At 69.4% G+C, this 23,794-nt stretch carries 19 protein-coding genes, 2 tRNA genes and 2 pseudogenes; 4 read left to right on the top strand and 19 right to left on the bottom strand.

Annotated features, from left to right (window positions below):
* Positions 1-6 precede the first annotated feature (6 nt).
* From Sfulv_RS12090 to Sfulv_RS12065, 6 genes are all read right to left on the bottom strand, one after another.
* A complete protein-coding gene (locus tag Sfulv_RS12090) occupies positions 7-1,779 on the bottom strand; it encodes an IucA/IucC family protein (protein WP_173313698.1) in 1,773 nt (590 codons plus the stop codon).
* Positions 1,776-2,963 carry an ATP-grasp domain-containing protein gene (locus Sfulv_RS12085; protein WP_173313697.1) on the bottom strand — a complete coding sequence of 396 codons (1,188 nt, stop codon included), beginning with the start codon at positions 2,961-2,963 and terminating at the stop codon, positions 1,776-1,778. The genes Sfulv_RS12090 and Sfulv_RS12085 overlap by 4 nt, the downstream gene beginning before the upstream one ends.
* 116 nt (positions 2,964-3,079) lie before the next feature.
* Complete coding sequence (locus Sfulv_RS12080) at positions 3,080-4,093, bottom strand: ABC transporter substrate-binding protein (RefSeq protein ID WP_173313696.1); 1,014 nt, start codon at positions 4,091-4,093, stop codon at positions 3,080-3,082.
* 62 nt (positions 4,094-4,155) lie between these two features.
* On the bottom strand, positions 4,156-4,983 hold the full coding sequence (locus Sfulv_RS12075) for an ABC transporter ATP-binding protein (RefSeq protein WP_173313695.1): 828 nt from the start codon (positions 4,981-4,983) through the stop codon (positions 4,156-4,158).
* Positions 4,980-6,047, bottom strand: a complete 1,068-nt coding sequence (locus Sfulv_RS12070) for a FecCD family ABC transporter permease (RefSeq protein WP_173313694.1) — start codon at positions 6,045-6,047, stop codon at positions 4,980-4,982. The genes Sfulv_RS12075 and Sfulv_RS12070 overlap by 4 nt, the downstream gene beginning before the upstream one ends.
* Positions 6,044-7,060 (bottom strand): FecCD family ABC transporter permease, encoded by a 1,017-nt coding sequence (locus Sfulv_RS12065; RefSeq protein ID WP_256668890.1) that lies wholly within the window; start codon positions 7,058-7,060, stop codon positions 6,044-6,046. The genes Sfulv_RS12070 and Sfulv_RS12065 overlap by 4 nt, the downstream gene beginning before the upstream one ends.
* 251 nt (positions 7,061-7,311) lie before the next feature.
* On the opposite strand from Sfulv_RS12065, the gene Sfulv_RS12060 reads away from it, so the two are divergent.
* Positions 7,312-8,181, top strand: a complete 870-nt coding sequence (locus Sfulv_RS12060) for a (2Fe-2S)-binding protein (protein ID WP_173313693.1) — start codon at positions 7,312-7,314, stop codon at positions 8,179-8,181.
* Between the two features lie 343 nt (positions 8,182-8,524).
* On the opposite strand, the gene tgmC is transcribed toward Sfulv_RS12060, so the two are convergent.
* From tgmC to Sfulv_RS12035, 5 genes and pseudogenes are all read right to left on the bottom strand, one after another.
* Positions 8,525-9,694 (bottom strand): ATP-grasp peptide maturase system methyltransferase, encoded by a 1,170-nt coding sequence (gene tgmC, locus Sfulv_RS12055; RefSeq protein WP_173313692.1) that lies wholly within the window; start codon positions 9,692-9,694, stop codon positions 8,525-8,527.
* On the bottom strand, positions 9,691-10,656 hold the full coding sequence (gene tgmB / locus Sfulv_RS12050; RefSeq protein WP_173313691.1) for an ATP-grasp ribosomal peptide maturase: 966 nt from the start codon (positions 10,654-10,656) through the stop codon (positions 9,691-9,693). The genes tgmC and tgmB overlap by 4 nt, the downstream gene beginning before the upstream one ends.
* Positions 10,656-10,914: pseudogene (tgmA, locus tag Sfulv_RS12045) on the bottom strand (putative ATP-grasp-modified RiPP). The gene tgmB and the pseudogene tgmA overlap by 1 nt, the downstream one beginning before the upstream one ends.
* A gap of 56 nt (positions 10,915-10,970) precedes the next feature.
* Positions 10,971-11,138 (bottom strand): hypothetical protein, encoded by a 168-nt coding sequence (locus tag Sfulv_RS12040; RefSeq protein ID WP_173313690.1) that lies wholly within the window; start codon positions 11,136-11,138, stop codon positions 10,971-10,973.
* Positions 11,139-11,709: 571 nt separating this feature from the next.
* The gene (locus Sfulv_RS12035) at positions 11,710-12,126 is read right to left on the bottom strand and encodes an ATP-binding protein (RefSeq protein ID WP_173313689.1); all 417 of its coding nucleotides are present in this window, start codon (positions 12,124-12,126) and stop codon (positions 11,710-11,712) included.
* Between the two features lie 253 nt (positions 12,127-12,379).
* Between Sfulv_RS12035 and Sfulv_RS12030 the strand changes: the two genes are divergently transcribed.
* Positions 12,380-13,639 carry a helix-turn-helix domain-containing protein gene (locus tag Sfulv_RS12030; RefSeq protein ID WP_173313688.1) on the top strand — a complete coding sequence of 420 codons (1,260 nt, stop codon included), beginning with the start codon at positions 12,380-12,382 and terminating at the stop codon, positions 13,637-13,639.
* Positions 13,636-14,181 carry a GNAT family N-acetyltransferase gene (locus Sfulv_RS12025; protein ID WP_173313687.1) on the top strand — a complete coding sequence of 182 codons (546 nt, stop codon included), beginning with the start codon at positions 13,636-13,638 and terminating at the stop codon, positions 14,179-14,181. The genes Sfulv_RS12030 and Sfulv_RS12025 overlap by 4 nt, the downstream gene beginning before the upstream one ends.
* Positions 14,182-14,457: 276 nt before the next feature.
* Here the strand turns inward: Sfulv_RS12025 and Sfulv_RS12020 are convergent.
* Both Sfulv_RS12020 and Sfulv_RS12015 read right to left on the bottom strand, forming a co-directional pair.
* Positions 14,458-14,523: transfer RNA gene (locus Sfulv_RS12020), tRNA-Phe, on the bottom strand.
* A gap of 136 nt (positions 14,524-14,659) precedes the next feature.
* Positions 14,660-15,226: a Uma2 family endonuclease gene (locus tag Sfulv_RS12015; protein ID WP_173313686.1), complete on the bottom strand. Its 567-nt coding sequence runs from the start codon at positions 15,224-15,226 to the stop codon at positions 14,660-14,662.
* Between the two features lie 1,028 nt (positions 15,227-16,254).
* Here Sfulv_RS12015 and Sfulv_RS12010 point away from each other — a divergent pair.
* Entirely contained in the window at positions 16,255-17,970 is a 1,716-nt protein-coding gene (locus tag Sfulv_RS12010) for an AIPR family protein (RefSeq protein WP_173313685.1), read from the top strand.
* 223 nt (positions 17,971-18,193) lie between these two features.
* Here the strand turns inward: Sfulv_RS12010 and Sfulv_RS12005 are convergent, their stop codons facing one another.
* The 6 genes and pseudogenes from Sfulv_RS12005 to Sfulv_RS11980 form a co-directional block, all read right to left on the bottom strand.
* Entirely contained in the window at positions 18,194-18,436 is a 243-nt protein-coding gene (locus Sfulv_RS12005) for a hypothetical protein (protein ID WP_173313684.1), read from the bottom strand.
* Between the two features lie 336 nt (positions 18,437-18,772).
* Positions 18,773-18,845 (bottom strand) — tRNA-Arg (locus Sfulv_RS12000).
* A gap of 178 nt (positions 18,846-19,023) precedes the next feature.
* On the bottom strand, positions 19,024-20,037 hold the full coding sequence (locus tag Sfulv_RS11995) for an RCC1 domain-containing protein (RefSeq protein ID WP_173313683.1): 1,014 nt from the start codon (positions 20,035-20,037) through the stop codon (positions 19,024-19,026).
* A gap of 198 nt (positions 20,038-20,235) precedes the next feature.
* On the bottom strand, positions 20,236-21,216 hold the full coding sequence (gene cs1 / locus Sfulv_RS11990) for a clavaminate synthase Cs1 (protein WP_173313682.1): 981 nt from the start codon (positions 21,214-21,216) through the stop codon (positions 20,236-20,238).
* Positions 21,213-22,172, bottom strand: a complete 960-nt coding sequence (gene speB / locus Sfulv_RS11985) for an agmatinase (protein WP_173313681.1) — start codon at positions 22,170-22,172, stop codon at positions 21,213-21,215. Before speB ends, cs1 begins: the two co-directional genes overlap by 4 nt.
* Before the next feature lie 109 nt (positions 22,173-22,281).
* Positions 22,282-23,792, bottom strand: a pseudogene (locus Sfulv_RS11980) (asparagine synthase-related protein); the annotation flags it as partial.
* Positions 23,793-23,794 lie beyond the last annotated feature (2 nt).

Below are 23,794 nucleotides of genomic sequence, written 5' to 3'. Positions count from 1 at the left end.
GGCGGTTCACTCCCCGGCAAGCAGGTAGTTGGGTCCCGTCGTGTAGTGCTTGTTGATGTCGGCCGCGCCCGATCGCTCCTTGGTGAGCAGGGTTCCGGCGCTGACCATGGCCTTGACCGGGAGCCGTGGAGCGTCCAGCACCTCCCGGCGCAGGACGCTCCCGGGCTCGCCCGGGCCGGTCCCCAGCCGCTCCACGGCCTCGCCCAGCCGGTCGCGCACGAGCCGCAGCAGCACGTCGAGCGGGGCGCGGCCGTGCCGGGCGAGCCCGAAGGCGTACGCGCCCGCGCAGAGGTGGACGGTGATGGTGGTGAACAGGTCGACGACGGGGCCGTCGTCCTCACAGAAGATCCTCGGGTCGTCGAACCCGTCCGGCCCCGGCGCCAGGCCGCCCAGCCGGGCGCGCAGCCGGGCCGTGTGGACGCGGGGGCCGTCGTTGTCCTTGAGCAGCAGGCGCAGGCGGGTGCGGCCCGCGTGCTCGTCCAGCACCAGCGAGACGTTCTGCTGGTGGGACTCCAGGGCGATGCCGTACCCGAAGAGGGTGGTCTGCCAGTCGAAGAGCAGGGTGAGGACGGCATCGAGGAGGGCCGTCGGCCGGCCCCCGTAGAAGCGCTCGGCGAGGTGGTCGCAGAGCAGCCGGCCGTCGGGCGCCCTGCTCAGGAGCGCCGCCATGGGCAGGACGGCGGCTCCGTCGAGTCCGGCCGGGTAGCGGCGCAGGAGGACGGCGAGCAGTTCGTGTCCGGCGTGCGCGTAACGCGTCTCGTCGGCGTGCAGGATCGTTTCGCGGAACCGGGGCTCGCGGGCGGTCACCGTCTCGATCAGCCGCTGGCCCGCGGCCCCGTCGACGAGCGTGCCCGGCTTGATGGTGCGCCGGTTGCGCAGCCCCAGGGTCGCGGTGGCCAGCGGCAGCTTGAGGTGCAGCGCGGGATCGGACGTGAGGGCCACGGTGCGCATCGACAGGGTCGGTACGACCTCGGGGTGCGACCGCCCCGCCAGGACGGCCCGCCGGTCGAGCCCGGTGGCGCGCAGTGCCTCCCGCAGCGGGGTGCCGAGCGTCAACGGGTGCACGGGCAGCGCGAGATGGCTCTCCTGGAGCTCGGGCAGCCCGGCCGCCGAAGGCGAGAGCCAGGTGTCGGGGCCCTGCACGGTGACGGCCTCGCGGGGCAGGGCGAGCGCCCGCAGGGCGAAGCGGGGGTGAAACTCGGGTGCGTACCGCCGCAGTTGACCGCCGGTGAGGCCGGTCCGGCCCCGGCTCGTCGGATAGACCGGGTGGTCGAGGCGGGCCGCCAGGGTGTCATGGGCCAGGCCGCCGGCCGGCCCCGTCCAGGCGGCCGGGTCGCCGCCGTGGCGGCCGGTGAGCCGGGCGCCGACCTCCTCGCGGGTCGCCTCGTGCAGCCGTACGGTGGCGAGGGTCTGGCGGCACTCCTGCGCGAAGGCGTCGAACCCGGCCCGGTCGGCCGGGTCGGCGAGCGGCGCGAGCGCGGCCAGGATCGCGTCGGACGTCCGCGACGCGAGAGCGTCGGACTCCCGCAGCAGCAGCGGAAGCCGGGCGGCCAGCTCGCACTGGAAGCCGTCGTCCGCCACGGGCAGCAGCAGCGCGTCCCGGCCGCCCGGAGCATCCGGGGCCTTTACCGGCAGCCGCAGCCAGCGGCCGTCCGGCCGCTCCACGACGGTGCCGCGGCTCCGGAGGCCGACCACGTCCTCGCGCAGCAGCGCGCTGAGTACGCGCAGGACGAGCTCGTCCTCGGCGGTGTCGCGCCCGGGGGCGGCGGTGGCCGTCACGGCGTTATCTCCCAGTGCCGCGCGGCGACGAAGTCCGCCACGGCCCGGTCGACGGCTTCCTGGTCGGTGCCGGTGGCGCGGACGACCCCGAGGTAGTCGCGGTTGGTGCGGTACAGCTCGTGCCGCTCCCCGGTCCGGCGCAGCGGCCGGTACGTCAGCTCGACACCACCGGACCGCAGGTCCACCGCGTCGGGCGCCGCCGTGAGGGTGCCCGCCCGCTCGGCACACGGGTAGTCGATCCGGGCGCGGCCGTCGGTACGGGCGCCGAGGACCGAGGGCAGCGGCTCACCCAGGTGCGTACGCAGGACGTGGTCGAAGAGCGGGACGCCGAGCAGCCGCTCCAGCAGCAGGTCGCACTGGTCGCCGATCGCCCGGTAGTTGACCTCGATGATCCTGGCCCGCCCCTCCCGCACCACGTACTCGGTGTGGCAGGCGCCGAACCCGACGCCCAGGGCGTCCAGCTGGTCCGACACCTGGCGCAGGATGTCGTGCGGACGCGAGGCCACGAACCGCATGCGCCGCTCGATGAAGTACGGGGGAGGGGACAGCTCGGTGTGGAAACCGCCCAGGACATGGCGTACCCGCCCGTCGCCCAGCGTCTCCAGGGTGTACAGCTCCCCGGCGAGATACTCCTCGACGACCAGCGCCGCCTCCGGCCGCCGCGCCCGGATCTCCTTGCAGCGCAGCGACAGCTCCTCCGCTCCCGTGACCAGTACCACGTCCTCGCTGGCCACACCCTCGCGCGGTTTGACCACGCAGGGGTACGGGGCGCGGGCGGCCAGGTCGTCGGCGGGCACTCCCGGCGGCAGCTCGGCCGACCACACGGCGTCGGCCCCGGCCGCGGCGAGGTGGCGGCGCATCTGCGCCTTGTCCTTGGTGCGCAGCGTGGCCCGCCAGTCCTTGCCCGGCAGCCCGAAGTAGTCCGCTGCCAGGGCGGCCTGGGTCTGGAGGTGGTCGCTGTTGGTGAAGACGGCGGCGGGCGCGTGGTGCGTCGAGATCCGGGTGATGACGGCGCGGAAGTCCCGTACGTCGCAGGCGAGGGTCTCGATGCCGGGGTGGGCGAGCAGATGGGGCTCGGGCCGGTCGGTGAGCAGGGTGACGTCGAGGCCGAGCCGGCGGGCCGCGGGGAGGAAGCCCTCGGTGACCGAGTCGGTGGGGTTGAGAGCGAGAACGTACAGCCGCATGGGAACCACCTTCGGGGAGGGCGCGGGGCGCGGGAGTCGACGGGGGCGGGCCGGTGGTGCGACGGCGGCCCGCCCCGGCGCGGCTTCGCTGCTGCTCGGCCGCTGCTGCTTCGCCGCTACGGCTTCGGCAGCTCGACGCCGACCGCATCGGCCACGTCGGCGAGCATGTTGCCCGCGGCCTGCACGCCGATGCCGGACATCCAGGTCTCGTCCGGGACGGTGAAGACCTTGTCGTCCTTGACAGCCTTCAGGTCCTTCCAGACCGGGTTGGACGTGACGTCCTTCTGCTGGGTCTTGTCGGGCTCGTCGGCGACCGTGACGAAGATCAGGTCCGCCTCGGCCTTGTCGATCTGCTCGGGGCTGACGTCCAGCATCGTCATCTCCGGGTCGCCGGAGTTCTGCGAGGCGGGACGCGTCAGACCGATGTCGTCGAGGACGATGCCGCTGTACGCGGACTTCTGGTAGAGGCGCGTCGGTCCGGCGACGAAGCGGACGACCGAGACGGACGGCATGGCACCGCCGTACTTCGCCTTCACGGCCTCACCGAGGGCCTTCGCCCGGGCCTCGTACTCCCTGAGCGCCGTCTCCGCCTGCTTCTCCAGGCCCAGGGCCTCGGCGTGGACCTTCAGGTTCTCCTTCCACGGGGAGCCGGTGGTCTCCGTGAAGACGGTCGGGGCGATGCCGTTGAGCTTGTCGTAGACCTTCTCGTGGCGGACCTTGGAGGAGAGGATCAGATCGGGCTTGAGCGAGGCGATCAGTTCGAGGTTCGGCTCCTCCATGGGGCCGACGTCCTTGACGTCACCGATCTTGTCCTTGAGGTAGTCCGGGAAGCCGCCCTCGGTCTTCATGTGCGGGGAGACCGCGCCCACCGGCTCGATGCCGAGCAGCGTGACGTCGTCGAGTTCACCGGTGTCGAGCACGACGACCTTCGCCGGCTTCGCGGGAATCTTCGTCTCTCCCATCGCGTGCTCGACGGTGCGCGGGAAACCGGCGTCGGCCGCGTTCCCGGCCGCCTCGGGACCGTCGGCCGGGTCGTCGCCGCAGGCGGCGAGGGTGCCGGAGCCCAGGGCGACGGTGAGCAGGACGGCGCTCAGCCGGCGGACGCGGTGCAGGGGAGCTCGTGTGGTCATGAGGGTTCGGTGTCCTTGCTGTGAGCGGAGGTCGGGTGGGGCGCCGGCATGGGTGACACGGTCTAGGCGAGGACGGCGGCGGCGTGCCGCGCCGCCCTGTCCTTCGGGATGACCAGCGGGGTGCCGGTCTCGGGGTCGGGGATCACCCGGCAGTCCACCTCGAACACGGACCTGACGAGTTCCGCGTCGAGTACGTCGGCCGGCGCTCCCGCCGCGGCGAGCGCGCCGTCCTTGAGGACCACGAGGTGATCGGCGTAACGGGCGGCCTGCCCGAGGTCGTGCAGCACCATGACGACGGTGCGGCCCGCCTCGGCGTGCAGTTCGGCCACCAGGTCGAGCACGTCGAGCTGGTGGCGCAGGTCCAGGAACGTGGTCGGCTCGTCGAGGAGCAGGAGCTCGGTGTCCTGGGCCAGGGCGAGCGCGATCCACGCGCGCTGCCGCTGACCGCCGGAGAGCTGGTCCACCGGCTGGTCGCGCAGGGCCGTCGTGCCGGTACGCTCCAGCGCCTCCTCCACGGCCCCCTGGTCGGCCTTCGACCAGGGGCTCAGGAGCCGTTGGTGCGGATAGCGGCCGAGCCGTACCAGTGTCTCGACGGTGATCGAGTCCGGGGTGACGGGCTGCTGCGGCAGCAGGCCCATCCGGCGCGCCAGCGCACGGGCGGACATCCGGTGGATGTCCGCACCGTCCAGGGTGACGCTGCCGCCGGAGGGGGCCAGCAGCCGGGTCAGCCCGCGCAGCAGGGTCGACTTGCCGCAGGCGTTGGGCCCGACGATCGCGGTGATCGCGCCACCGGGCAGGGCCAGGTCGAGGCCACCGATGACGACCCGGTCCCCGTACCGCAGGTCGAGGCCGTGCGTGGACAGCTGGTTGGTGGCGGTCGGTCGGCTCATGCGGCACTCCGGTTGACGGGCCTGCTCTGGCGGATCATCAGGACGAGGAGCCAGGGGGCGCCGAGCGTGGCGGTGACCACCCCGACCGGCAGCCCCTTCACGGGCAGCAGGTGCTGCACCACGAGGTCGGCGGCGAGCAGCAGTACGGCGCCGCCCAGCCCGCTGAGGACCAGCGTCCCCGCGGTCGGCGGCCCGGCGGCGAACCGCACCAGGTGGGGCACGGCCAGCGCGACGAAGGCGACAGGACCGGTGAGCGCGGCGGCCAGTGAGGCCAGGGTGACGGCGGTGACGAGGAGCTGGAGCCGTGCGGCGTCGGTGTTGAGACCGAGCCCGCCCGCCGAGTCGTCGCCCAGGTCCAGGACGGCCAGCTTCCGGTGCAGGACGAAGGCGGCGCCGAGCGCCACGGCGATCGCGCCCCCGGCCGCCCACACCTCCGTCCACGTCCGGCCGTACAGCGAGCCGGTGGTCCACTGGAGCGCCGAGTTGGCGAGCTCGGCGGGGAAGCGTACGACCATGAGGTTGACGGCCGCCGCGAGACCGGCCTGCACGGCGAGGCCGACCAGGACCAGGCGGGCGACGGAGACCCCCGACCGCCAGCCGAACACCCCGAGCAGGAGCGCGGCGAGCAGCCCGCCGCCGAGGGCCGCGACCGGGATCAGGGTCTGCGAGGTGCCCGTGGCGAGCAGCACGACCGCGCCGAAGGAGGCGCCTCCCGTCACCCCCATCACATCGGGGGAGGCGAGCGGGTTGCGGAACAGCCGCTGGAGCATGGAGCCCGCCACCCCGAGCCCGACCCCGGCGAACAGGGCCGCGACCATCCGGGGCGCGCGGAAGTCCTGCACCACGAGCACGTCGGCCGGGTCACCGAGACCGATCAGGGCGCGGAGGGCGACGGACGCGGGCAGCCGCAGCTGCCCGGTGGTCACGGCGAGGGTGACCAGCACGCACAGGAGGACGAGGGAGCACCCCCCGATCAGCAGGACCCTGCGCCGCTGCCGGGCCTGTGCCCCGCCCGGCCGGGATACCGCCGGGCGCTTCCGGTCGCGTACGGCCGTGCCGCTCATCGGGCCACCTTCCGGGCCAGCACCGCGAGGAGCGGCGCCCCGAGGAAGGCGCTGACGATGCCGACCTCCAGCTCGGACGGGCGTACGACGACCCGCCCCAGCACATCGGCGGCGAGCAGCAGCAGCGGCCCCGCGATCAGGCAGCCCGGCACCAGGAGCCGGTGGTCGGAGCCGACGGCCAGCCGTACGAGGTGGGGTGCGGCGAGCCCGATGAAGGCGACGGGCCCGGCCACCGCGACCGCGGAACCGGCGAGCAGCACGACCGCGATCCCGCCGGCCACCCGTATGCGGCCCACCGGCACGCCAAGCGCCTGGGCCGAGTCGTCGCCCAGCGCGAGCGTGTTGAGGGCCGGGGTGATGGCCAGGGCGAGGACCAGCCCGATCACGAGCGTCGGCAGGACCGGCCACAGCACGTCGAGGGTGCGCCCGGACAGCGAACCGGCCAGCCAGAACCGCGCCTCGTCGAGCGTGCGCGAGCTGGCCAGCATCACGGCCTGCGTCCAGGAGAGCAGCACCATCTGGATCACCACGCCGCCGAGCGCCAGCCGTACGGGGTCGATGTCACCCGACCGGCGGGCGAGGGCCTGCGCGAGGAGCCCGGCGGCGGCCGCCCCGGCGAAGGCGAACCACACGTACTCGACGGGCCTGGTGAGGTGCAGCGCGTAGATCGCGACGACCACGGCGAAACCCGCGCCCGCGTTGATGCCGAGGGTGGTCGGCGAGGCGAGCGGATTACGGGTGATGCCCTGCGCCACGGCCCCGGCCACGCCGAGCGCGGCCCCGACCACGACGGCGATGACGGTACGGGGGAGCCGGAGCCCGGTCACCACGATGGCGTCGCGACCACGGCCGTCGTCGAAGAGCGCGTCCAGCACGGTGGGCAGCGGTATCGAGCGCGATCCCACGGCGAGGCTCAGCGCGACACAGACGGCCAACGCCCCTGCCCCGGCGAGGAGGAGGGTAAGCGGCAGTAACGACGGGCCCGAAAGGGCGACCTGCTCTTTCCTGGACACGTGAGGAGATTTTAGGTTAGGCAATCCTAATCCTGTCAATCGCTCGTGGGGTTCGACTTGGTCACGTCCTGCGGCGGCGGGTGGGTCGCGGGAGTGGCGGGGCAGGTGCGCAAGCGGTGGAATGGCAGCTAAGGTGAGGCTTACCTTCTGATCTATCGTCTACTCCCGTCCGCACAGAGCGCATTGCCCGCAGGCCCGCCCGCCCTCGTGGTGCCCCACGTGCCGCGATGTGCTGTCGTCAAGGAGTCCCGATGTCCGTGGCCCCGGCCGCCCCACCGACCGGCCCCACCGCGCGGAGTACGCCCCCGCTCGCCGCGACCTACCAGCGCCTCCTGACCCACTGCGGGACGCTGCGCGCCTCACTCGCCCCACTCGCCGGCACGCCGCCCCACCAGGCGCCCACCACGGCCCAGTTGGTGAGCGACCCGGAACACCTCACCGCCTTCGTCGAGGCGGAGGCGGCCCGCATCCGCACCCGCCACGCCCACGACCCCCGCCCCCACGTGGCCGCGTCCCGCGCCCTGCACGACTACCTCTGGTCGGTCGGCCTGCTGATGGGCGGCGCCTGGCACCTGGACCGCCGCGTGCCCCTGGTGCGACCGCGGGACGTACGAGTCGACCTGGCCGAGGCCGTGTTGCACATCACCCCCGGGGCGTTCGCCTGCCTCCCCGACGACCCGGCCGCGAACACCCCGGGCGCCCGGGTCGTGCCGGACGAGGAAAGCCTGCGCACCGAACTCCGCACAGCGGTCGCCGACCACGTGGGCCCTCTGCTGACCGCGATCGCCCCCCGCGTCCGCCGCGGCCCCAGGGCGCTGTGGGGCATGGCCGGCGACGACCTCGTCTCCGCGATCTGGTACCTGGGCCGCGTGCTCGGCCAGGAGGAGGAGGCACTCCGCGCCACGGAGGCACTGCTGCCCACCCCCCTCGCCCCGTACCCGGCCGGCGCGTCCTTCCGCCACCTCACCACGAGCGACGGCACCCGCCATCCGACCCGCACCCGGCTGGGCTGCTGCCTCTATTACACGATCAGCGGCACGGACGCGTGCATCACCTGCCCCCGAACCTGCGACGCGGAGCGCCTGCGCCGCCTGGAGGGGGACGCGGGGGCGGACCTCTGACGGTTGCGTTCGGCGGCGGCGTGCAACGGTCGGGTGCAACGGCCGGGTGCAACGGCCGGGCGCGCCACGATCGCGGACGCCGCGTAGCGCTCGGCGCAACGGAGAATCCGCAAACCGCCGGGAGTGCACGACCGCCGCTGGGCGGCAGCCTCAGGCGCGAAGCGCCGAGCGTGGTGGGAGCCTTTCGGGCCGTCGCTGCTGATGACCGGCGTGGTGCGCAGTCGGCCGATCTTCGCGTCACGGCGCTCCGCCCAGTCGGACAGCGGCTCGTCGTCCATCACGCTTACCTATGGCTCGGCGGTTGCTCTCTCAGGAGGGCAGCGGCCCTCGTCGGCGCCGATGGTCAGGCGAGGGGGTGCTGCCAGCGCAGTGCTGGGGTGTCGCCCATCCAGTACGTGTGGGCTTTGGCGGTGATGTGGAGCTGTACGGCGGTGATGTCGGGGCTTCCCGCGTCCTGCCAGGCGGTGAGCGCTTGCTCGATGTCGTCCCACAGGGCCACGGGGCCACCCTGCCGGACGGTCCAATTGTCGCCGTCAGAGGTGAACTCGGCGAAGCACTCGCGCTCGGGATCGAAGACGTACAGGAGCTGGGCGCCGTCGCTCGTCGTTGCGCGGACGAACTGTGCGCCGGGGGCAGCGAGCTGGGCGAGGAAGGCGGGCATCCACTCCTCCAGTATGGAGGGCGCCACCTTCGCCTCCCGGACACTGTCGGCGTAGGCGGTGCGGGCTGACAGGTCGCCGGTCACCGGCATCACGGCCTGGGAGCGTGCCTGCATGAACGAGGAACGGCCGATGATCCGGCCCTCGGCGGTGCCGTCCATGCCGACGGTGACCTTCGCGAGGCCGGTGCCGTAGGACCACGCGCCGCCGACGGTGGCCAGGATGGTCCCGCCGGGCCTGGTCTGCCTGATCCAGGTGTAGGGGATACGGCGGACGGCGCAGGTGGAGATCACTCGGTCATACGGAGCGCGGCGCGGGTGTCCGAGCAGTCCGTCCCCGGTCACCGTCCACGTCGAGAACCCGGCCGTTTCCAGCGCGGCATCTGCACGGGCCGCCACCGCCGGATCCACCTCGACGGTCGTGACGTTGTCCTCGCCGAGGCGGTGGCACATCAGCGCGCAGGAGTAGCCCGTACCTGTGCCGATCTCCAGGACGCGGTGCCCGTCCTCCACGTCGAGGTGCTCGATCATGTCGACGACGGTGACCGGAGTGGTGGAGGAAGAGGTGGGCGAGCCCGCGACGAGATCAGTGGTCCGGTCTGCGGTCAGGTATCCGTCGAGCTGGGTGGTCAGGGACTGGTCGCTGTAGGCGATCTGTGCCCACTCCGCCGGGCCGGCTCCTACAGCGGTGACCGGCCGCCATCGGCCGCCGTCCACGGTCAGGAAGACTCCGGGGTGCAGGAAGAGCTCGCGGGGTACAGCCTCCACCGCGGCTCGCCACTGGGGTGTCTTGAGGACGCCGGCCTTCTCCAGCCGGTCGGCAAGAGCTCGCCGCTCGGGCGCGGTATCGGTCATGGGAAGTCTCCTCGTGTCAGCAGGTCAGCGAATGCGGCGGACATCTTCAGTCCGGTGTGCTCCTCCAGCCACCCCCATTGGCCGTTCGGATTCAGCTCCAGCCACCAGTAGTCACCCGCCCGGTCCACGGCGAGGTCAAAGCTCCCGGACACCAGCCCGAAGTGGTCCAGGTAGGCAAGGAGGGCCTTGTCCACGTGGTCGGGCAGATCTACCACGGTGTAGGAGAGGGCGGAGTAGTCCTTACGCCAGTCCAGCAGGCCGGAGTCGATCCGTACGGCGAACACTTGCCGACCGACCACCAGCACCCGCACGTCGGCGACTTTGTCCACGCGGGCCTGGAACAGGTGCGGCGTCACACGCACGCTGTCATCGATCTCGGCAGCCGTGACCGGCTCCGCCCACCCGGTCACCGGAACTCCGTCTCGCTCGTACGGGGTCCACCGCAGCGTCTTGTAGATCACCTGCCCGTGGGCCGTGATGAACGCGCGTGCCTCGACCGGATCGTTGGTCACGAGCGTCGGCGGGACCGTAAGACCGAGGCGCTGGGCGAGGGCGAGCTGAGCGGGCTTGTAGTCGGCGGCTGCGTTGCGGAGTGGATGGTTGACCCACAGCGGACCGTCGAGGGCGAACAGCGTTCCTCCGAGCCCGTAGCGGACCTGCGCAGCCGCGAACCGCGCATCGTTGTCGCCTAGTTGCTGGAAGGTGGGCCAGACGGGGCGGCGCCAGTACACCGCCCGTAATTGCGCCAGGTCGGTGGTTCTCGACAGGGTACGGACCTGCCCGGCCACAGGGGCCGGGCAGGTGCCGAACCGAGCCGATACCGTCAGGTTCCCGCCGATGTCGGCGGGATTGAACCTGACCACCGGCACACTTCGCCGGTTGAGTTCGGTGATCACCATGTCGGCGGTGATGTCGTCCGCCTCGGTGACCACCAGAACCGGCCTCTTCTCGGTCGCGTTCATCAGTCCTGCTGGCTGTCCTGGTCGTGGCCTTGGTCGGGCGCGGAGTCGGAGTTCGTGGTCGTGGAGGTCTCGGTGCCCGAGCTGGTGCCGTGCTTGCCCATCTCGACCACCTGGCCGAGACGGTCGCGGTACACACCGGTCTGCGTGCCGGGGTCGATGGTGACCGTGGCGTGCGGGCGGCGAACGGTGGTCGGGTACGGCGAGTCGGCCGACACCCCAAGGACGGGCGGGGATGAGCTGCTCAGCGGAAGTGGTCACGAAAGCTCCTCAGAGTTGGTTCGAGTGGACTGATGGGGTTGGCGCTGTCGGTGCGGTTACGCGAGGAGCACCGCGTACGCGCCGAGCGGCTCGGCGGTGTCTCCGTCGCCTTGGTCGGCCTTGTCGCCGGCGGCGCCGTTTTCACCCGGCTCCTCGACGATCTCGATGGCGCTCTCGACGACGTCGGGCCTTTCCGTCTCGGTCGTCTCAGTGATCGCGGGCATCGCGTGACCTCCTTTTCTCGTCGTTCCCGTGCCCGGCTGGGCTCGGGGTGGCCCGTCCGTCCGTCACTACGGAGCGGGCATCCGCCATCGGTTGGGCTGACGGCCGTGATGGGTACCGGCGCCCCGGGAAATCCCCTCCGATGGCGGAAGTCATCGCTACTTCGGCAGGAACACGCCGAGGGTCAGTGGCGCGGCCCGTGTCCAACTGCGCTTCCGCCTCCTGTGTGAGGGCGGAGAGGTAGCCCTGAAGCGTGAGTACGGTCGTTGAGCTCGCCATCCTCAGCCTTGTCCAGCTGGCTGCTGAGCACGTAGTCCGCCGTCTGTTGGATGGCCTCGGCCGTGATGGGCGCCGGCTCCCTGCCCCGGTCCTGGACCTGCTGGCGCCGCATCGCGTCGAGAAACCGCAGGAGGAGGTCCGTGTCCGGCGGCACCTCCTCCGACACGGCGAATCCGCGCTCGGGAAGGGCGTGCCCCCATGCGGAGCCGGTCTCTCGGCGGTCGACGGACCCGCGAAGCGCGAGGCCGCGGAGAACGATGGAGAAGGACACCCGCCGCTTAGCGTGCCTGGCCATCAAGCGCTCCCCTCGGTGCGGAGACCGGCCCAGACGACTTTGCCCCAGGCGCGGTAGTCGACGCCCCAGTCGTCCGCCACGCTGCCCACGAGGAGCAGGCCACGACCGGCTTCCTCGTCCACGTTCGGCGTTGCGGCAACAGGCTTGGTCCGAGACTTGTCGGATACGGCCACCCGGACTCGGCCCCCTGTGGGGCGTTCCACGCTGACGCGCACGCTGTGGCAGTGACTGTGCTGCACAGCGTTGGCTACCAGCTCGGAAACGATGAGCTGCCCGTCATCGATCAGGTGGCTGAGTTGCCACGTGTGCAGGGCGGCGCTGACCAGCAGTCGAGCTTGGCTCGCGGATTCCGCCTCACACGGCAGCGTCTCGCTGTAGCCAGGGGAACCGGTGGCGTCGGGCCTTGTCGCGATCATGGTCGAGGTCTTCCCTCCGGGGATGGTGGAGCAGCCGACCCCTCGGGGGCGGGGTCGGTTGCTCTCTCCTTGTCGCCGGGCTGGAGTGCCGTGGGAGGGCAGGTCTGCCTGGTGACTCGGACCAGTCAACGACCGAGGGATGCTGAGAAACAGGAAGGAGTGCGTTCCGTTCAGGCGGCACCGACCGGAAAACTTTGCGTTCGCATTACTCCCGCTCTGGTGCGGGATGTACTGGCGCGGCTACGTTCGGTTCATGGGAGCGAACGCCATCCTGAGACGCCGGATGGAGGAACTTGGTCTCACGCAGGAAGAGTTGGCACGTCGGATGAACCAGGCCCTCCAGGAGATCACCGGGAAACCGGGGGATGTCTCGGCGCGCACCGTCCGCAACCTGCTGGGGGGCATGACCAAGCGGCCTATCGGACGCAACTGTGCCGCGCTTGAGAGGGTTTTCGGGTGCCCGACTGAGGACTCAGGGTTCAGCCCACCACGCACCGCAGCTCCGCAGGAGGACCCCGTGCGGCGTCGCACCTTCATCACTTCGGCCGCAGGCACCACGGCAGCCGTTGCCGCACCAGCCCTCGCCTCCCCCAAGCGCGTTAGCCACAGCGACGTGGCCCGCCTTGAGGCAAAGTTTGCTGCGATCGTCGCCCAGGACCATCAGTACGGCGGGCGCGTGAGCATCGAGACCCAAGCCTCTGCCCTGGCAGGCGAAGCGCTGTCGTTACTCCAGCGGGGAGCCACCAGCCAAAGAGTGCGGAGCAGCATCTACATGTGCGCCGCGTCGTTCACCTCAAGCGCCCTATGGGCAGCGATCGACGGCCGCCGGTTCAATGAGGCGCAGCGCTATCTCGGCCGCGCGTCCAGCCTCGCCGCGATGTCCGGGGATCCTGCCATCCAATTCCGCATCTGGTCCCATGCCGGCAGCCTCTATCGGCACCTCGGCCGTCCCATCGACGCCCTGGCCGCCAATGACGTGGCACGCAACCTCCCCATCACCAGACGCGACCCGCTCTTTGCCTCGCTGGGGCACGCACGCCATACGGCGATCTTCGGCCTGACCGGTGACCGCATGGCCGTGAGGCGATCTATCGACAAGGCCCAGGCCGCCTACGGGCGCGCGGAACCCGACATCGAGCGGCCCACATGGATGACGGCCTTCTTCGATCAGGCCGAAATCGAAAGTCTTGCCCTCACCGCACACCTCGGCCTCGGCGACTACGCACGGGCCGAAGCACACGCTCACCGGAGTCTCGCGCTGCTCCGTCCCCACATGCAGCGAAGTCGGGCTATCGCCACCGCCCGGCTCGCGCATGCCCAGCTTGGGCAGGGAGACCTGGAGCCCGCTGTCTCGACCGCCATGACCATCACCAGCGGCGCCAGCAGCTCACACCCTCGGGTGGCTCGAATGCTCAACGAATTCGGCGACAAGCTCCGCTCCGCAGCGCTGCACAGCAAGGCAGCCGAGACTTGGGACCAGTACATCCATGACTTTCGAAGGGACGCCTCGTGAAGACAGCGGGCATCGAGCTCCGACACTTCTCTGAGGTGGAAGCGGTCTGGGACACGTTGATCGGGATCTATGCCGAGGTTCGAGCCGACCGTCTCCACGACCCTCACTACTCCGTCGAACGGTACGGCGAGCGTCTGGCTCGCCATGCCACGGAACCAGGCTGGGAGGCTGTCGTCGGGTATGAGGGAGAGGAGGCTGTCGGCTACATCTACGCCAACCGCATCGAGCATGACGATCGCTGGTGGAAGCGGATCAACCACCCACTGTCCGAAGCCATCACCCAGCCCTCCACCCTGGCCATCAAGGAACTGATGGTCCGAGTGCCGTGGCGCAAGACAGGAGCCTCACGGCGCATCCACGACTCCCTCCTCGCACATCGCGCCGAGGAGCAAGTGACCCTTATGGTCAACCCCCTGGCCGGCGACGGAAAGGTCCACGGCCTCTACGAGTCATGGGGGTACAAGGACATAGGGCAGTCCCAGCCCTCACCTGATTCGCCGGTTCTCATGGCCATGGTGCGCGCCCGCCGCCAAGCAGGCTGAAGAACGAGGGGGCACCCCGGCCGTCCGTCACCAGTGGACAGCGAAGCGCCCCTCCGCCCCAGCAGCCGCCAGATGGAACCCATGACGTGCGCCGACACCGCCTAACTCCGCGGCCTTGCGTGTCCCGTTTCGGGACGGCTACCGGTGCCGCCCGCGTTCCTTAGGGTGCGGCGTCTTCGCGGCCGTAGCGCACCCCATGTGGCCATATATGTGCTGCGAGACCGGAGGCCCTGCCGCCCACTCGGACGACAGGGCCTCTGACCTGGTGTTTCTCGGTGCCCCCGGCAGGATTCGAACCTGCGACACCCGCTTCAGGAGTGGGATCGAATCCTTGCCGGGGGCGCCTGTGCTGCCGCGCGGTGCTGTTTACCCCGGTCAGAGCCGTGCGGCGCGCCACTTGATCCGGCTCATGCCGCCCTGTACCGGGCAGTCCGCTCACGCATCGCTCACGCGCTGTCGGCTGCCGGGCAGCGCCTGATCAGACCTGCCCGAGGTCGATCTGCACAGGGAACGGGGCCACTGCCTTGAGGACGCCGGTGAACACGTCTCCGTCCCGGTAGGTCTTCGTCGCGGGGTCGAGAACGTAGGTGTACACGAGAGGAACGCCTGTCGCGGCCTGCTCGATCCGCCAGTAGAAGCCGATGCCTGCCTTGGCGTACTGGTCAACCTTCACGATCCGGTCGGTGGTCTCCGAACCTGGCGACACCACCTCCGCGACCAGCAGCACGTGCTCGGGGCGGGTTGGGGTGATGTCAATGGTGTCTGCCTGGTAGACGACGACGTCGGGGCGGCGATTGGTGAGCGGGACGTCCTGAAGCCGGACGTCGAAGTCAGTGTCGGCGTTCCACCCCGGGCCAGCGGCGGCATCCAGGGCGTTCGCCAGAATCCGGGCCAGACGGTTGTGCCGCTTGGACGCACTCGGACTCACGACGACCATCCCGTCCACGATCTCGATACCGGCGCACTGCTCCTCGGACCAGGACTCGTACTCTGCCGCCGTGATCTGCTCGTGCATCCACGCAGGGGCGACCATCTCGGCCGTCATGAAGCACCTCCCGGACGCTGTGCTGCGGACCCGATCCCCACTGGACTCAGCGTACTGTCTGCCGTCCGTCCGGCATGCTGATCTCGCTCACACCCCTCCCCGCCGGGCCGGCATCCGCCCAGCGAGCCCACGGCAAGTGAGGAGGCGGCGCCCGGCGGCGTCGTCATGCTGTACCGGGTGGGCAGCCACGCCGAGAAGTTCGGTCTGGTCTGAACCGGAAAGTGGCCCGACGTCCAGACCAGCGCATACAGACCCGCTACCGGCCTAGCAGTCCCCGTGACTCACGCAAGCGGCCCAGGACGAGGAGTCCGGGGCCGAACAGAGCGCCTGCTGGGGGTGAATCCCCAGGTCAGCGCAGTGCCGCGTTCTCCGTCGGCAGAATTCGAACCTGCGACACCCGCTTTAGGAGAGAGGCTGGGGGATCTGCGGGCTGAGCTGCGGCTTCGCTGGCCGAGGAAGCGGACGGCTACTCGACCGCAGGGCACCGGCGTTGACCGTGACTGACCCCTGCATCTGGCACGGTTGTGGCACGAACCTCAGCCGACGACAGTCAGCCACGACGGCGGGTGCGCCGACAGACCAGGCGCGCGTGTGCCTCGCTGCACCCCCACCGGCCTCCACCACGCTGCCAGTGCCGTCGACCAGAGCAAGTTACGACGGCCGGCACATGATGATGGTGCCTGAGCCCTCAGCTTGGGAAGCTCCGGCGATCTACGAGCATCGATCCGGTTGACCGGGGCGAGGTGGCGCCTGGTTCCGGTCGGTGTCGGCGGCGTTTGACTTGTTTGCTGCTGTTTCCCGTGGTTCCCCGCCTGATTTAGCGCGCGTCTGGCACGGGCACGGCCGTCGACTTCCCTGCCTCAGATCGAGTCGTCGAAGCCGCCCATGTTCGCCGCTACTGGCTCAAAGTTCGGGATTTCTACCCAAGTTGGAGGTATGGGCCCTAACATGACTTGGGCCGACGTGCGTCGAATCTCCTGAGGAGATACACCCACTCGGCACCCGCCGTCTAGTAGCTGGGAGTTTGAATGAATCCCCTCATCCAGGGACTGTTTAAGAAGTTCCGCAAGGAAGAGGAACTGCTCGAAATCGGCAACGCCGACGCTTTCGAGCTCTTCGCCGCCAGCCTCATTCTTCCAGAAGACCTTATAGCGCAAGTGCAAAAGTCCGATCTTCTCCTTGATCAAGGAGCCATCGGTATCGACGTCATCGCACTTGACGTGAATGGGCAGCTCGCCTGGGACGCGGATGACGTGAGGGAGATCTGCGAAAATGCCGCCAAGGTTGAAGTCAGTTTGCACTTCATTCAGGCCAAGCAGTCCGCTTCTGTATCGAGTGCCGAAATTCTCAGCTTTGGCGACACGGTCCGAAAGTTCCTTCAAAATAAAGGTTTTCCTTCGTATCCTCGCATGGAGGCGCTAGCGCAAGCACTCGGAGAAGTATTCGAGAACTATGCGGGTCGCCTTAAAGGGTCGCCTTCGGTCTATTTGTACTTCACGACAACTGCGCCGAAGAATTCGATCTTGGCCGATCCTGTAAAAGAGAGGGTCGCCACCGTTACGGAACAGATCGAGAATCTTGGCTTCCTTGGTCGAGTTTCTGTAACGGTTCTCGGTGCCGACGACCTCCACGATGCATGGGTTCGGAAGAACCATGCAAACGAAGTGGAGATCCAATTCGAGAAGCAGGTTAATCTGCCGAAAATGCCCGGCGTCGATCAAGCGATTTTGGGCGTCGTATCGGTGGCGGAACTTCTCAAATTGATCGAAACCGGCGATGAGAATAACCTTGATGAGCGCGTTTTCTATGACAACGTGCGAGGGTTTAAGGGGGAAGATAACTCAGTCAACATGCAGATCATGGATACTCTGAATTCTACAGAGAGGAGTCTTCTGCCCGTTTTGAATAACGGTGTGACCGTCGTGGCCGCCTCCTATTCCCCCAAGCCAGGAGACGCGGTAGCGGTTTCCGGCTATCAGATCGTAAACGGCTGTCAGACCAGCCACTGCCTTTACCTGTCCAAGCAGACGCTTGGTGATGCCGTGTCTGAGGTCTACGTGCCTATTCGACTGGTAGTGACTGGGGATGAGGAGGTTGCCACCCAAATCATCCGGGCAACAAATTCTCAGACCGCTGTCCAAGAGAACGATCTGGTAGCGCTCAGCAAATTCCAGAAGAAGCTGGAGGACTTCTACAAGCTGGATGCGCCAGATTTTAAGCTGACCTACGAGCGCCGTTCGGGTCAGTTCTACAACAAAGAAGTGACCAAGAATCGCATCGTTACAATCAGCGACCAAATGCGCGCTGTCTCGGCTATGTTCCTAGACGCCCCCCACGTTGCTGCTCGATACGCCAGCAGGCTATACGACGACATCGGCGCGGCCATTTTCCGAGAAGATCACAAGCTGCTGCCCTATATGGTCAGCGCCTTCGCAGCGTACCGCCTTGAGAATGCTTTCAGGTCTGGAGCCTTGGAGTCCGCTTACAAGCCGGCCAGGTATCACATCCTTATGGCTCTGAAGTATCAAGTGTTGGGTGGAAAGTCGACTTCGCTTGAGAAGGGGAAGGCGGAAGAGCAGAGTGAGCAGATCATCATCGCGCTGAAACAGCATGACCTTATCGCAACATTCAGGGAACTGGCTCATTCCGTTATTGCAGCTGGCGGTGGGCAGATGCCGTCAAGAGACCGGCTTAAGCGGCAGCAATTCACGCAGGACTTGATCACTGAACTTATGAAGGGCTGAGTGCGACTGGGCCTAGCTTATGGGCGGAGCCGACCGCCCCGGCCCATGACGTACCTTCCCTTTTCTGACACCAGGTGGCTGATTGCTGTGTGCGCGGTACGGGCGCCGGCCGGGCTGGAGCGGGACGAAGGCAGGAGCGCAGGCCCGGCCGGGGGCCGTACCGCGCGCGGGGAGCGGAGCGAGCCGCCTTGAACCAGTAGAGAAAGTTGTAACTCAGTGAGGCTCAGACGTCGGTTGGCCTAGCCGGTGACTTGGCTGCCGTAATGCTGTGCGCCTGTTCTGCGGCACGCTGAAGTGCTCGGGCCACCTGTTCGGCGTCGTCAGAACTCAGCCGGATCTCCTGCGTCCACAGGATCGAGAGCCTGACCGTTCCGTCGTGGAGGTGCACGGCTACGTCGACCTCTGTGCCGTCTCCGGCTGCGTCCCTGACATTGTCAAGGCTCGGATCGCTCACGAACGCGCTCATGTTCCGATGCTCCACAACGGGGCATCGTGCCGACTCGGTCGGTCGCTGATGAGGAGCTGGCGTAGCTCGCCGCGCTGAGTGCCGTTGAGGTTCAGGACCTCGGTGAGGTGGCGGAACGTCGTGTGACTGACTCCGGACTGGACGGCAGTACGAGTCGACAGGCTCTGTGGGCGCCAGACGCAACCGACCACCTTTCGGCTGAGTCTCTTCGTACCGAAGGCCCTGCCCTCCCCGAACCAGAACTTTTCCACGTAGTGGCACGCGTGTGGCACGGCCTCGAACACGCAGAAGGGCCAGCTCGGGAGAAAAACCCTCCTGAGCTGGCCCTTAGCTCTGTGCCCCCGGCAGGATTCGAACCTGCGACACCCGCTTTAGGAGAGCGGTGCTCTATCCCCTGAGCTACGAAGGCATGGCGGAGTGGCCGGTGAAGGCCGCGCCGCCGCCGTCAGTGTAGCGGGTGGTCATCGGTCGGCGTGAATGATCTTGCGGGTGGGGGTCGGGGTCGGGTGAGGTTGCGCTGAGGTCACCGGCGGGCCCGGCCGGGCCCGGGGTGGTGGTGCGGGTGGTTCCGGGCCGGCCCGGCTGGGTTACTTCAGGGCCAGGCTGTGGTTGGCTCCCGCGGCTATCGCCGTGACGCCCGAGGTGGCCGCGGACGGGACGGACGGGCTGCCGGGGAGGCCGTTGCCGCCCCAGGCGATGACCTTGCCGTTCTTCAGTGCGAGGCTGTGGAACTGGGCGGCGGCGATGGCGGTCACGCCCGACTGGGCCTCGGTCGGTACGGTGGAGCGGCCGTTCCGGTTGTCTCCCCAGGCCAGCACCTTGCCGCCCTTGAGCGCCACGCTCTGCCCGAATCCGGCCGCGACGGTGGTCACCCCGGTCAGGGCGTCCGCGGGGACGTTCTTCTCGCCGAAGTAGTTGTCCCCGCCCCAGGCGATGACCTTGCCGTTCTTGACCGCCAGGTTGTGCGAGTGCCCCGCGGAGATCGCGGTGACGCCGGACTGGGCCTCCAGGGGTACGTCGAGTACGCCGCCCAGGTTCGAGCCGCCCCAGGCGATGACCTTGCCGTTCTTCAGTGCCAGACTGCGGCTGCCGTCGGCGGAGATGGCGGTGACGCCGGACTGGGCCTCGGCCGGGACGTTCAGCTGGCCGCTTGCGTTGCTGCCCCAGGCGATGACCTTGCCGGCCTTCAGCGCGAGGCTGTGGTCGTCGCCGCCCGCGACGGCCGACACACCGGACTGGGCCTCGGCCGGGACGTAGATCTTGTTCGTGGTGCAGTCCGGGACCTGCCAGCAGATCCAGGTGCCCCACATGAGGACCTTGCCGTTCTTGACCGCGAGGCTGTGGTAATCGCCGCCGCCGATGGCGGAGACCCCCGACAGTGCCTCGGGCGGCACGGTGGCCTCGCCCCAGTTGTTCTCACCGGCCGCCCAGGCGACGACGGTGCCCGTCGCGGCTGCGGGCACCGGCGCCGCCTGGGCGGGGGCGGTGCCCAGGGCGATCAGCAGGCTCGCCCCGACAGCGGCCGGCAGCCGCGGCGAGAGGCCCCTGGGGAGGGAGAGGGAGCGGAGGGTACGGGCAGGGCGGGAGGAAGTGCTCAGCATGCGAAGTCCTTGTCAGACGGGTTGGACAGGTCGGACGGGTCGGACGGGTCGGACGGGTCGGACGGGTTAGCGGGTCGCACGGGTTAGCGGGTCAGACGGGTCGGACGGGTTAGCGGGTCGGACGGGAGCGTGCTCGGGAAGTGGCGAAGGCCGGCCCCCCGGGGAAGGGGGGCCGGCCCACTCCCGTGGGGGAACCGGTCAGCGGCGCGGGCTGAACGAGATCACATCGCCTGCCCGCTCTCCGCCGGAGAGCTGGCCGTTGCGGTCGGTGCGGATGTAGTTGCGGTGCAGCCACCGGTCCTTGCCGTCCCACCGCGGCGAGAACGGCGTACGGGCGTGTGTCGTACGGAAGTTGTCGATGATCAGCAGGTCGCCGGGGATCAGGCTGACCGCCTCGGTCACGTCGTCGAGAGCCTGGGACAGCGCCGCAACGGCTTCCTTGTCCGCGGGGTCCTCGGGGGCGAGGAGCTCACGGTCGTATCCGAGCAGCGGGTCCTTCTCGTCGCCGTACAGCGGCTTGACCTGGGCGATCGCTCCCGGGTCCTCCACCCCGCCGCGGAAGGCCACGTCCACGCAGCACGGCATCTTGCGGTCGAAGAGGTGCGCGCGCACCTCGTCCGAGAGCAGCGGCAGCGCCTTGCGGATCGAACCGACGAGCGTCTTCGCCTTGCGCTCGTGGTCGGCGCGGGAGCAGGCGAGCATCACGTAGTTCGGCTGGAGGACGTGGTAGGCCATCTCCGTGTGGAACTCCAGCAGCGTCTCGGAGGTCTCCGACGACAGGTGGTGGGCGCCGGGCGACGGGTACACGTCGTGGTAGACGGTGCCCGAGCGGAGCTCCTGGTAGCCGGTGTGGAGTCCGAGCCTGCGCCCGACCATGGCGAGCATCGCCTCCATGGTGAGCAGCCCGCGGTCCACCGGGGCGGGGGTGCTGGTCGGGGTCGGCGGCAGGGCGTCGCCCTGGTCCACCGGAAGCCCGCGCAGCAGCAGATAGCCGTCCTCGTTGCCGTTGGCGTTGAACGCGTCGAGTGCGGAGCCAAGGTGCTCGGGCAGGTCGGAGGAGTGCTGCTTCGCGGCGTCCAGGAAGGCGTACAGGTCGGTGCGCGGGACCTGGGGCAGCTTGGCGGCGAGCGCCCGGAGCTGGTCACTGTCACGGGTGCAGTCGATGATCGTATCGGTCATGGTGCGTTGTCTCCTTCGCTTCTGGTGCGATGGGCGCGGGCGTACTGGTAGAGCAGTTCCGCGCCGATCTCGGTGGCCAGGACGGAGGTGATCCCCGCGTGGTCGTAGAGCGGGGAGACCTCCATGACGTCGAAGCCGACCGGCTTGAGGTCCCCGACGCAGCGCAGCAGCGAGAGGACCTCGCGGGAGGTCAGGCCGCCCGGGGCCGGGGTGCCGGTGCCCGGCGCGAACGCCGGGTCGAGTACGTCGATGTCCACGGAGACGTACACGGGCCGCTTGCCGACCCGCTCGCGGATGAGGTCGGCCGTCCGCGCCACGGGGTGGTCGGCGAACTCGTCGGCGGTGACGACCCGCACGCCGTGCCCGCGGGCGTAGTCGAGCGAGTCCGGCTTCGGGTTGTGGCCGCGGATACCGATCTGGACCATCGCCGACGGGTCGATGATCTTCTCGTCGATGGCGTGGCGGAAGGGGGTTCCGTGGTGGAACTCGCCTCCGTAGAAAGCCGGGTTGGTGTCGGAGTGCGCGTCCAGGTGCACCACCGCCACCGGCCCGTGCTGGTCGGCGACCGCCCGCAGCGCCGCGAGGGTCAGCGAGTGGTCGCCGCCGAGCATCAGGAACGCCGCGTTGTCCGCCAGCACCGCCTTGAGGTGCTGCTCGGCCGTCTCCATGGCGATGTGCATGTTGAACGGCGTCAGGTCGATGTCCCCGGCGTCCGCGCACCGGATGAGATCGAAGGTCCCCGGGCCCCGGTCGATCCCCACCCCGTGGATGAGGCCCGACTCGTTGCGGATGGCGCGCGGGCCGAAACGGGCCCCCGGACGGTAGCTGGTGCCGCCGTCGTAGGGGGCGCCGATGACCACCACGTCGTAGCCGCTCGGCTCCGTGTCGTGCGGGAGCCGCATGAAGGTGGGGATCTGTGCGTAACGGGGTGAGACGTGCGAATCGATGCGCTGCACTGGTTCAGTCCCCTTCCGGAGCCGGCTGGAGACCGGGGGCGGGCGCCGCGTGCAGTTGCGGGGAGCCCACGGGCCGTCGCGCGGACGGCACGGTACGGCGCTCCTTGAGCTGGTCCGCCACCTCACCGACCACGTCCCACGTGGAGACGTGGTCCGGGTGCTCGCCGTTGACGACCGTGCGGTCGAACAGCTCCTGCACGACCTGGCGCTTGGCGCTGGGCACGGACTCCTCCGGTACGCCGTGCTCCGTGAGGATCAGGCTGAAGGCGGAGGTGGTGCCGGAACCCTCGTGCACACCGAGCTTGGGCCGGGTGACGGTCTCGTGCGGCAGCAGCTCCGCCATCGCGGCCCGCAGGACCCACTTGTCCCGCCCGTAGCGGCGCTTGAGCCCGGCCTCCAGGGAGACCAGGTGGTCGAGGACCTCGCGGTCCCAGTACGGGTGCGTGGTCCAGTGCCCGTACATCGTCGACAGCACCGGCGACATCTCGTTGAGCCCGTCGAAGGTCTCCATGTCGTAGGCCACCGCCGAGTCCAGGTCCGGCAGCCGGTCCTCGCGGTGCATGCCCGCGAGCGGGATGTCGGCCCCGTACCCGGTGAGGATGCGGCGCTGCGGTCCCTTGAGCGTCCCGTAGAGGGAGTTCAGGGGCAGCAGGTACTCGATGATGTCCGGGTCCAGCGACTCCGCGGCCCAGATGGTGTGCGGCAGCCGGGCCAGCAGGTCCGAGGTCTGCAGGGTCAGTTCGCGGTGGTGCGAGCCGAGGTGCTCGGCCACCACGCGGGCCTGCGGGAACTCGTCCGACGTCTCGGTCCCCATCGACACGGTGTCCAGGGCGCCGGCCGCCCGGTGCGCGAGCGCCGCGACCCCCGAGGAGTCGATGCCGCCGGAGAGCACGACGAGCGGAGGCCCGTCCTGGCCGAGCCGTGAGCGGACCGCGGTGTCCAGGACCTCGCGCAGCGACTGGACCGCCTCGTCCTCGTCGACGATGCGACGGGAGAGCGCCGGAGCCCACGTGCGGTGGGCGTCGGTGGTGCCGGTCTTGAGGTCGATCGCCAGCACCGTGCCGGCCGGGACCTGGTAGACCCCGGCGAGACGCCGTACGCGACGGGCGGACGGCACCGGCAGGCCCATGGGCCCACCGTGCCTGGCCAGCGTCTTGGCTTCGGTGGAGGCGAAGACCTCGCCGCGGCCCGGCCGGATGTACAGCGGGACGGAGCCCGCGTGGTCGGTCGCCAGGTAGACGCACTGCCCGGTGGCGACGGTGGCGGCGTACCGGCCGTTGACGAGGCGGAACGCGTGGATGCCGTACCGGTGGAACAGCTGGAGCAGCAGGTCCGCGTCGCCGGTCACGGTGTCCGCGGACGGCAGGACGGAGCGGAGGTCGTCCCGGTTGTAGATCTCACCGACGACCAGTACGGCGATGTCGGCCTCCCGTGCGAGCGCCTGCTCGGGGAGGTGGCGGGGGCGTGGACCAGTGTCGCGGTGACGGTCTGCGTCCGCAGACGTTCCCGGAAGCTGGTGCTGGTGCCCTGGGTCGCGTGGGCCGCACCGAGGACCCGGTCTCCGTCCAGCTGGGCGGAGACCAGGAATCCGTAGGCGGCAGGAGACTCCTGCACTGACATGA

The organism is Streptomyces fulvorobeus (assembly GCF_013167895.1).
Classification (GTDB): Bacteria; Actinomycetota; Actinomycetes; order Streptomycetales; family Streptomycetaceae; genus Streptomyces; species Streptomyces fulvorobeus.
The sequence above is the reverse complement of the archived record's forward strand: the minus strand, read 5'-3'. Positions and strand labels throughout refer to the sequence as shown.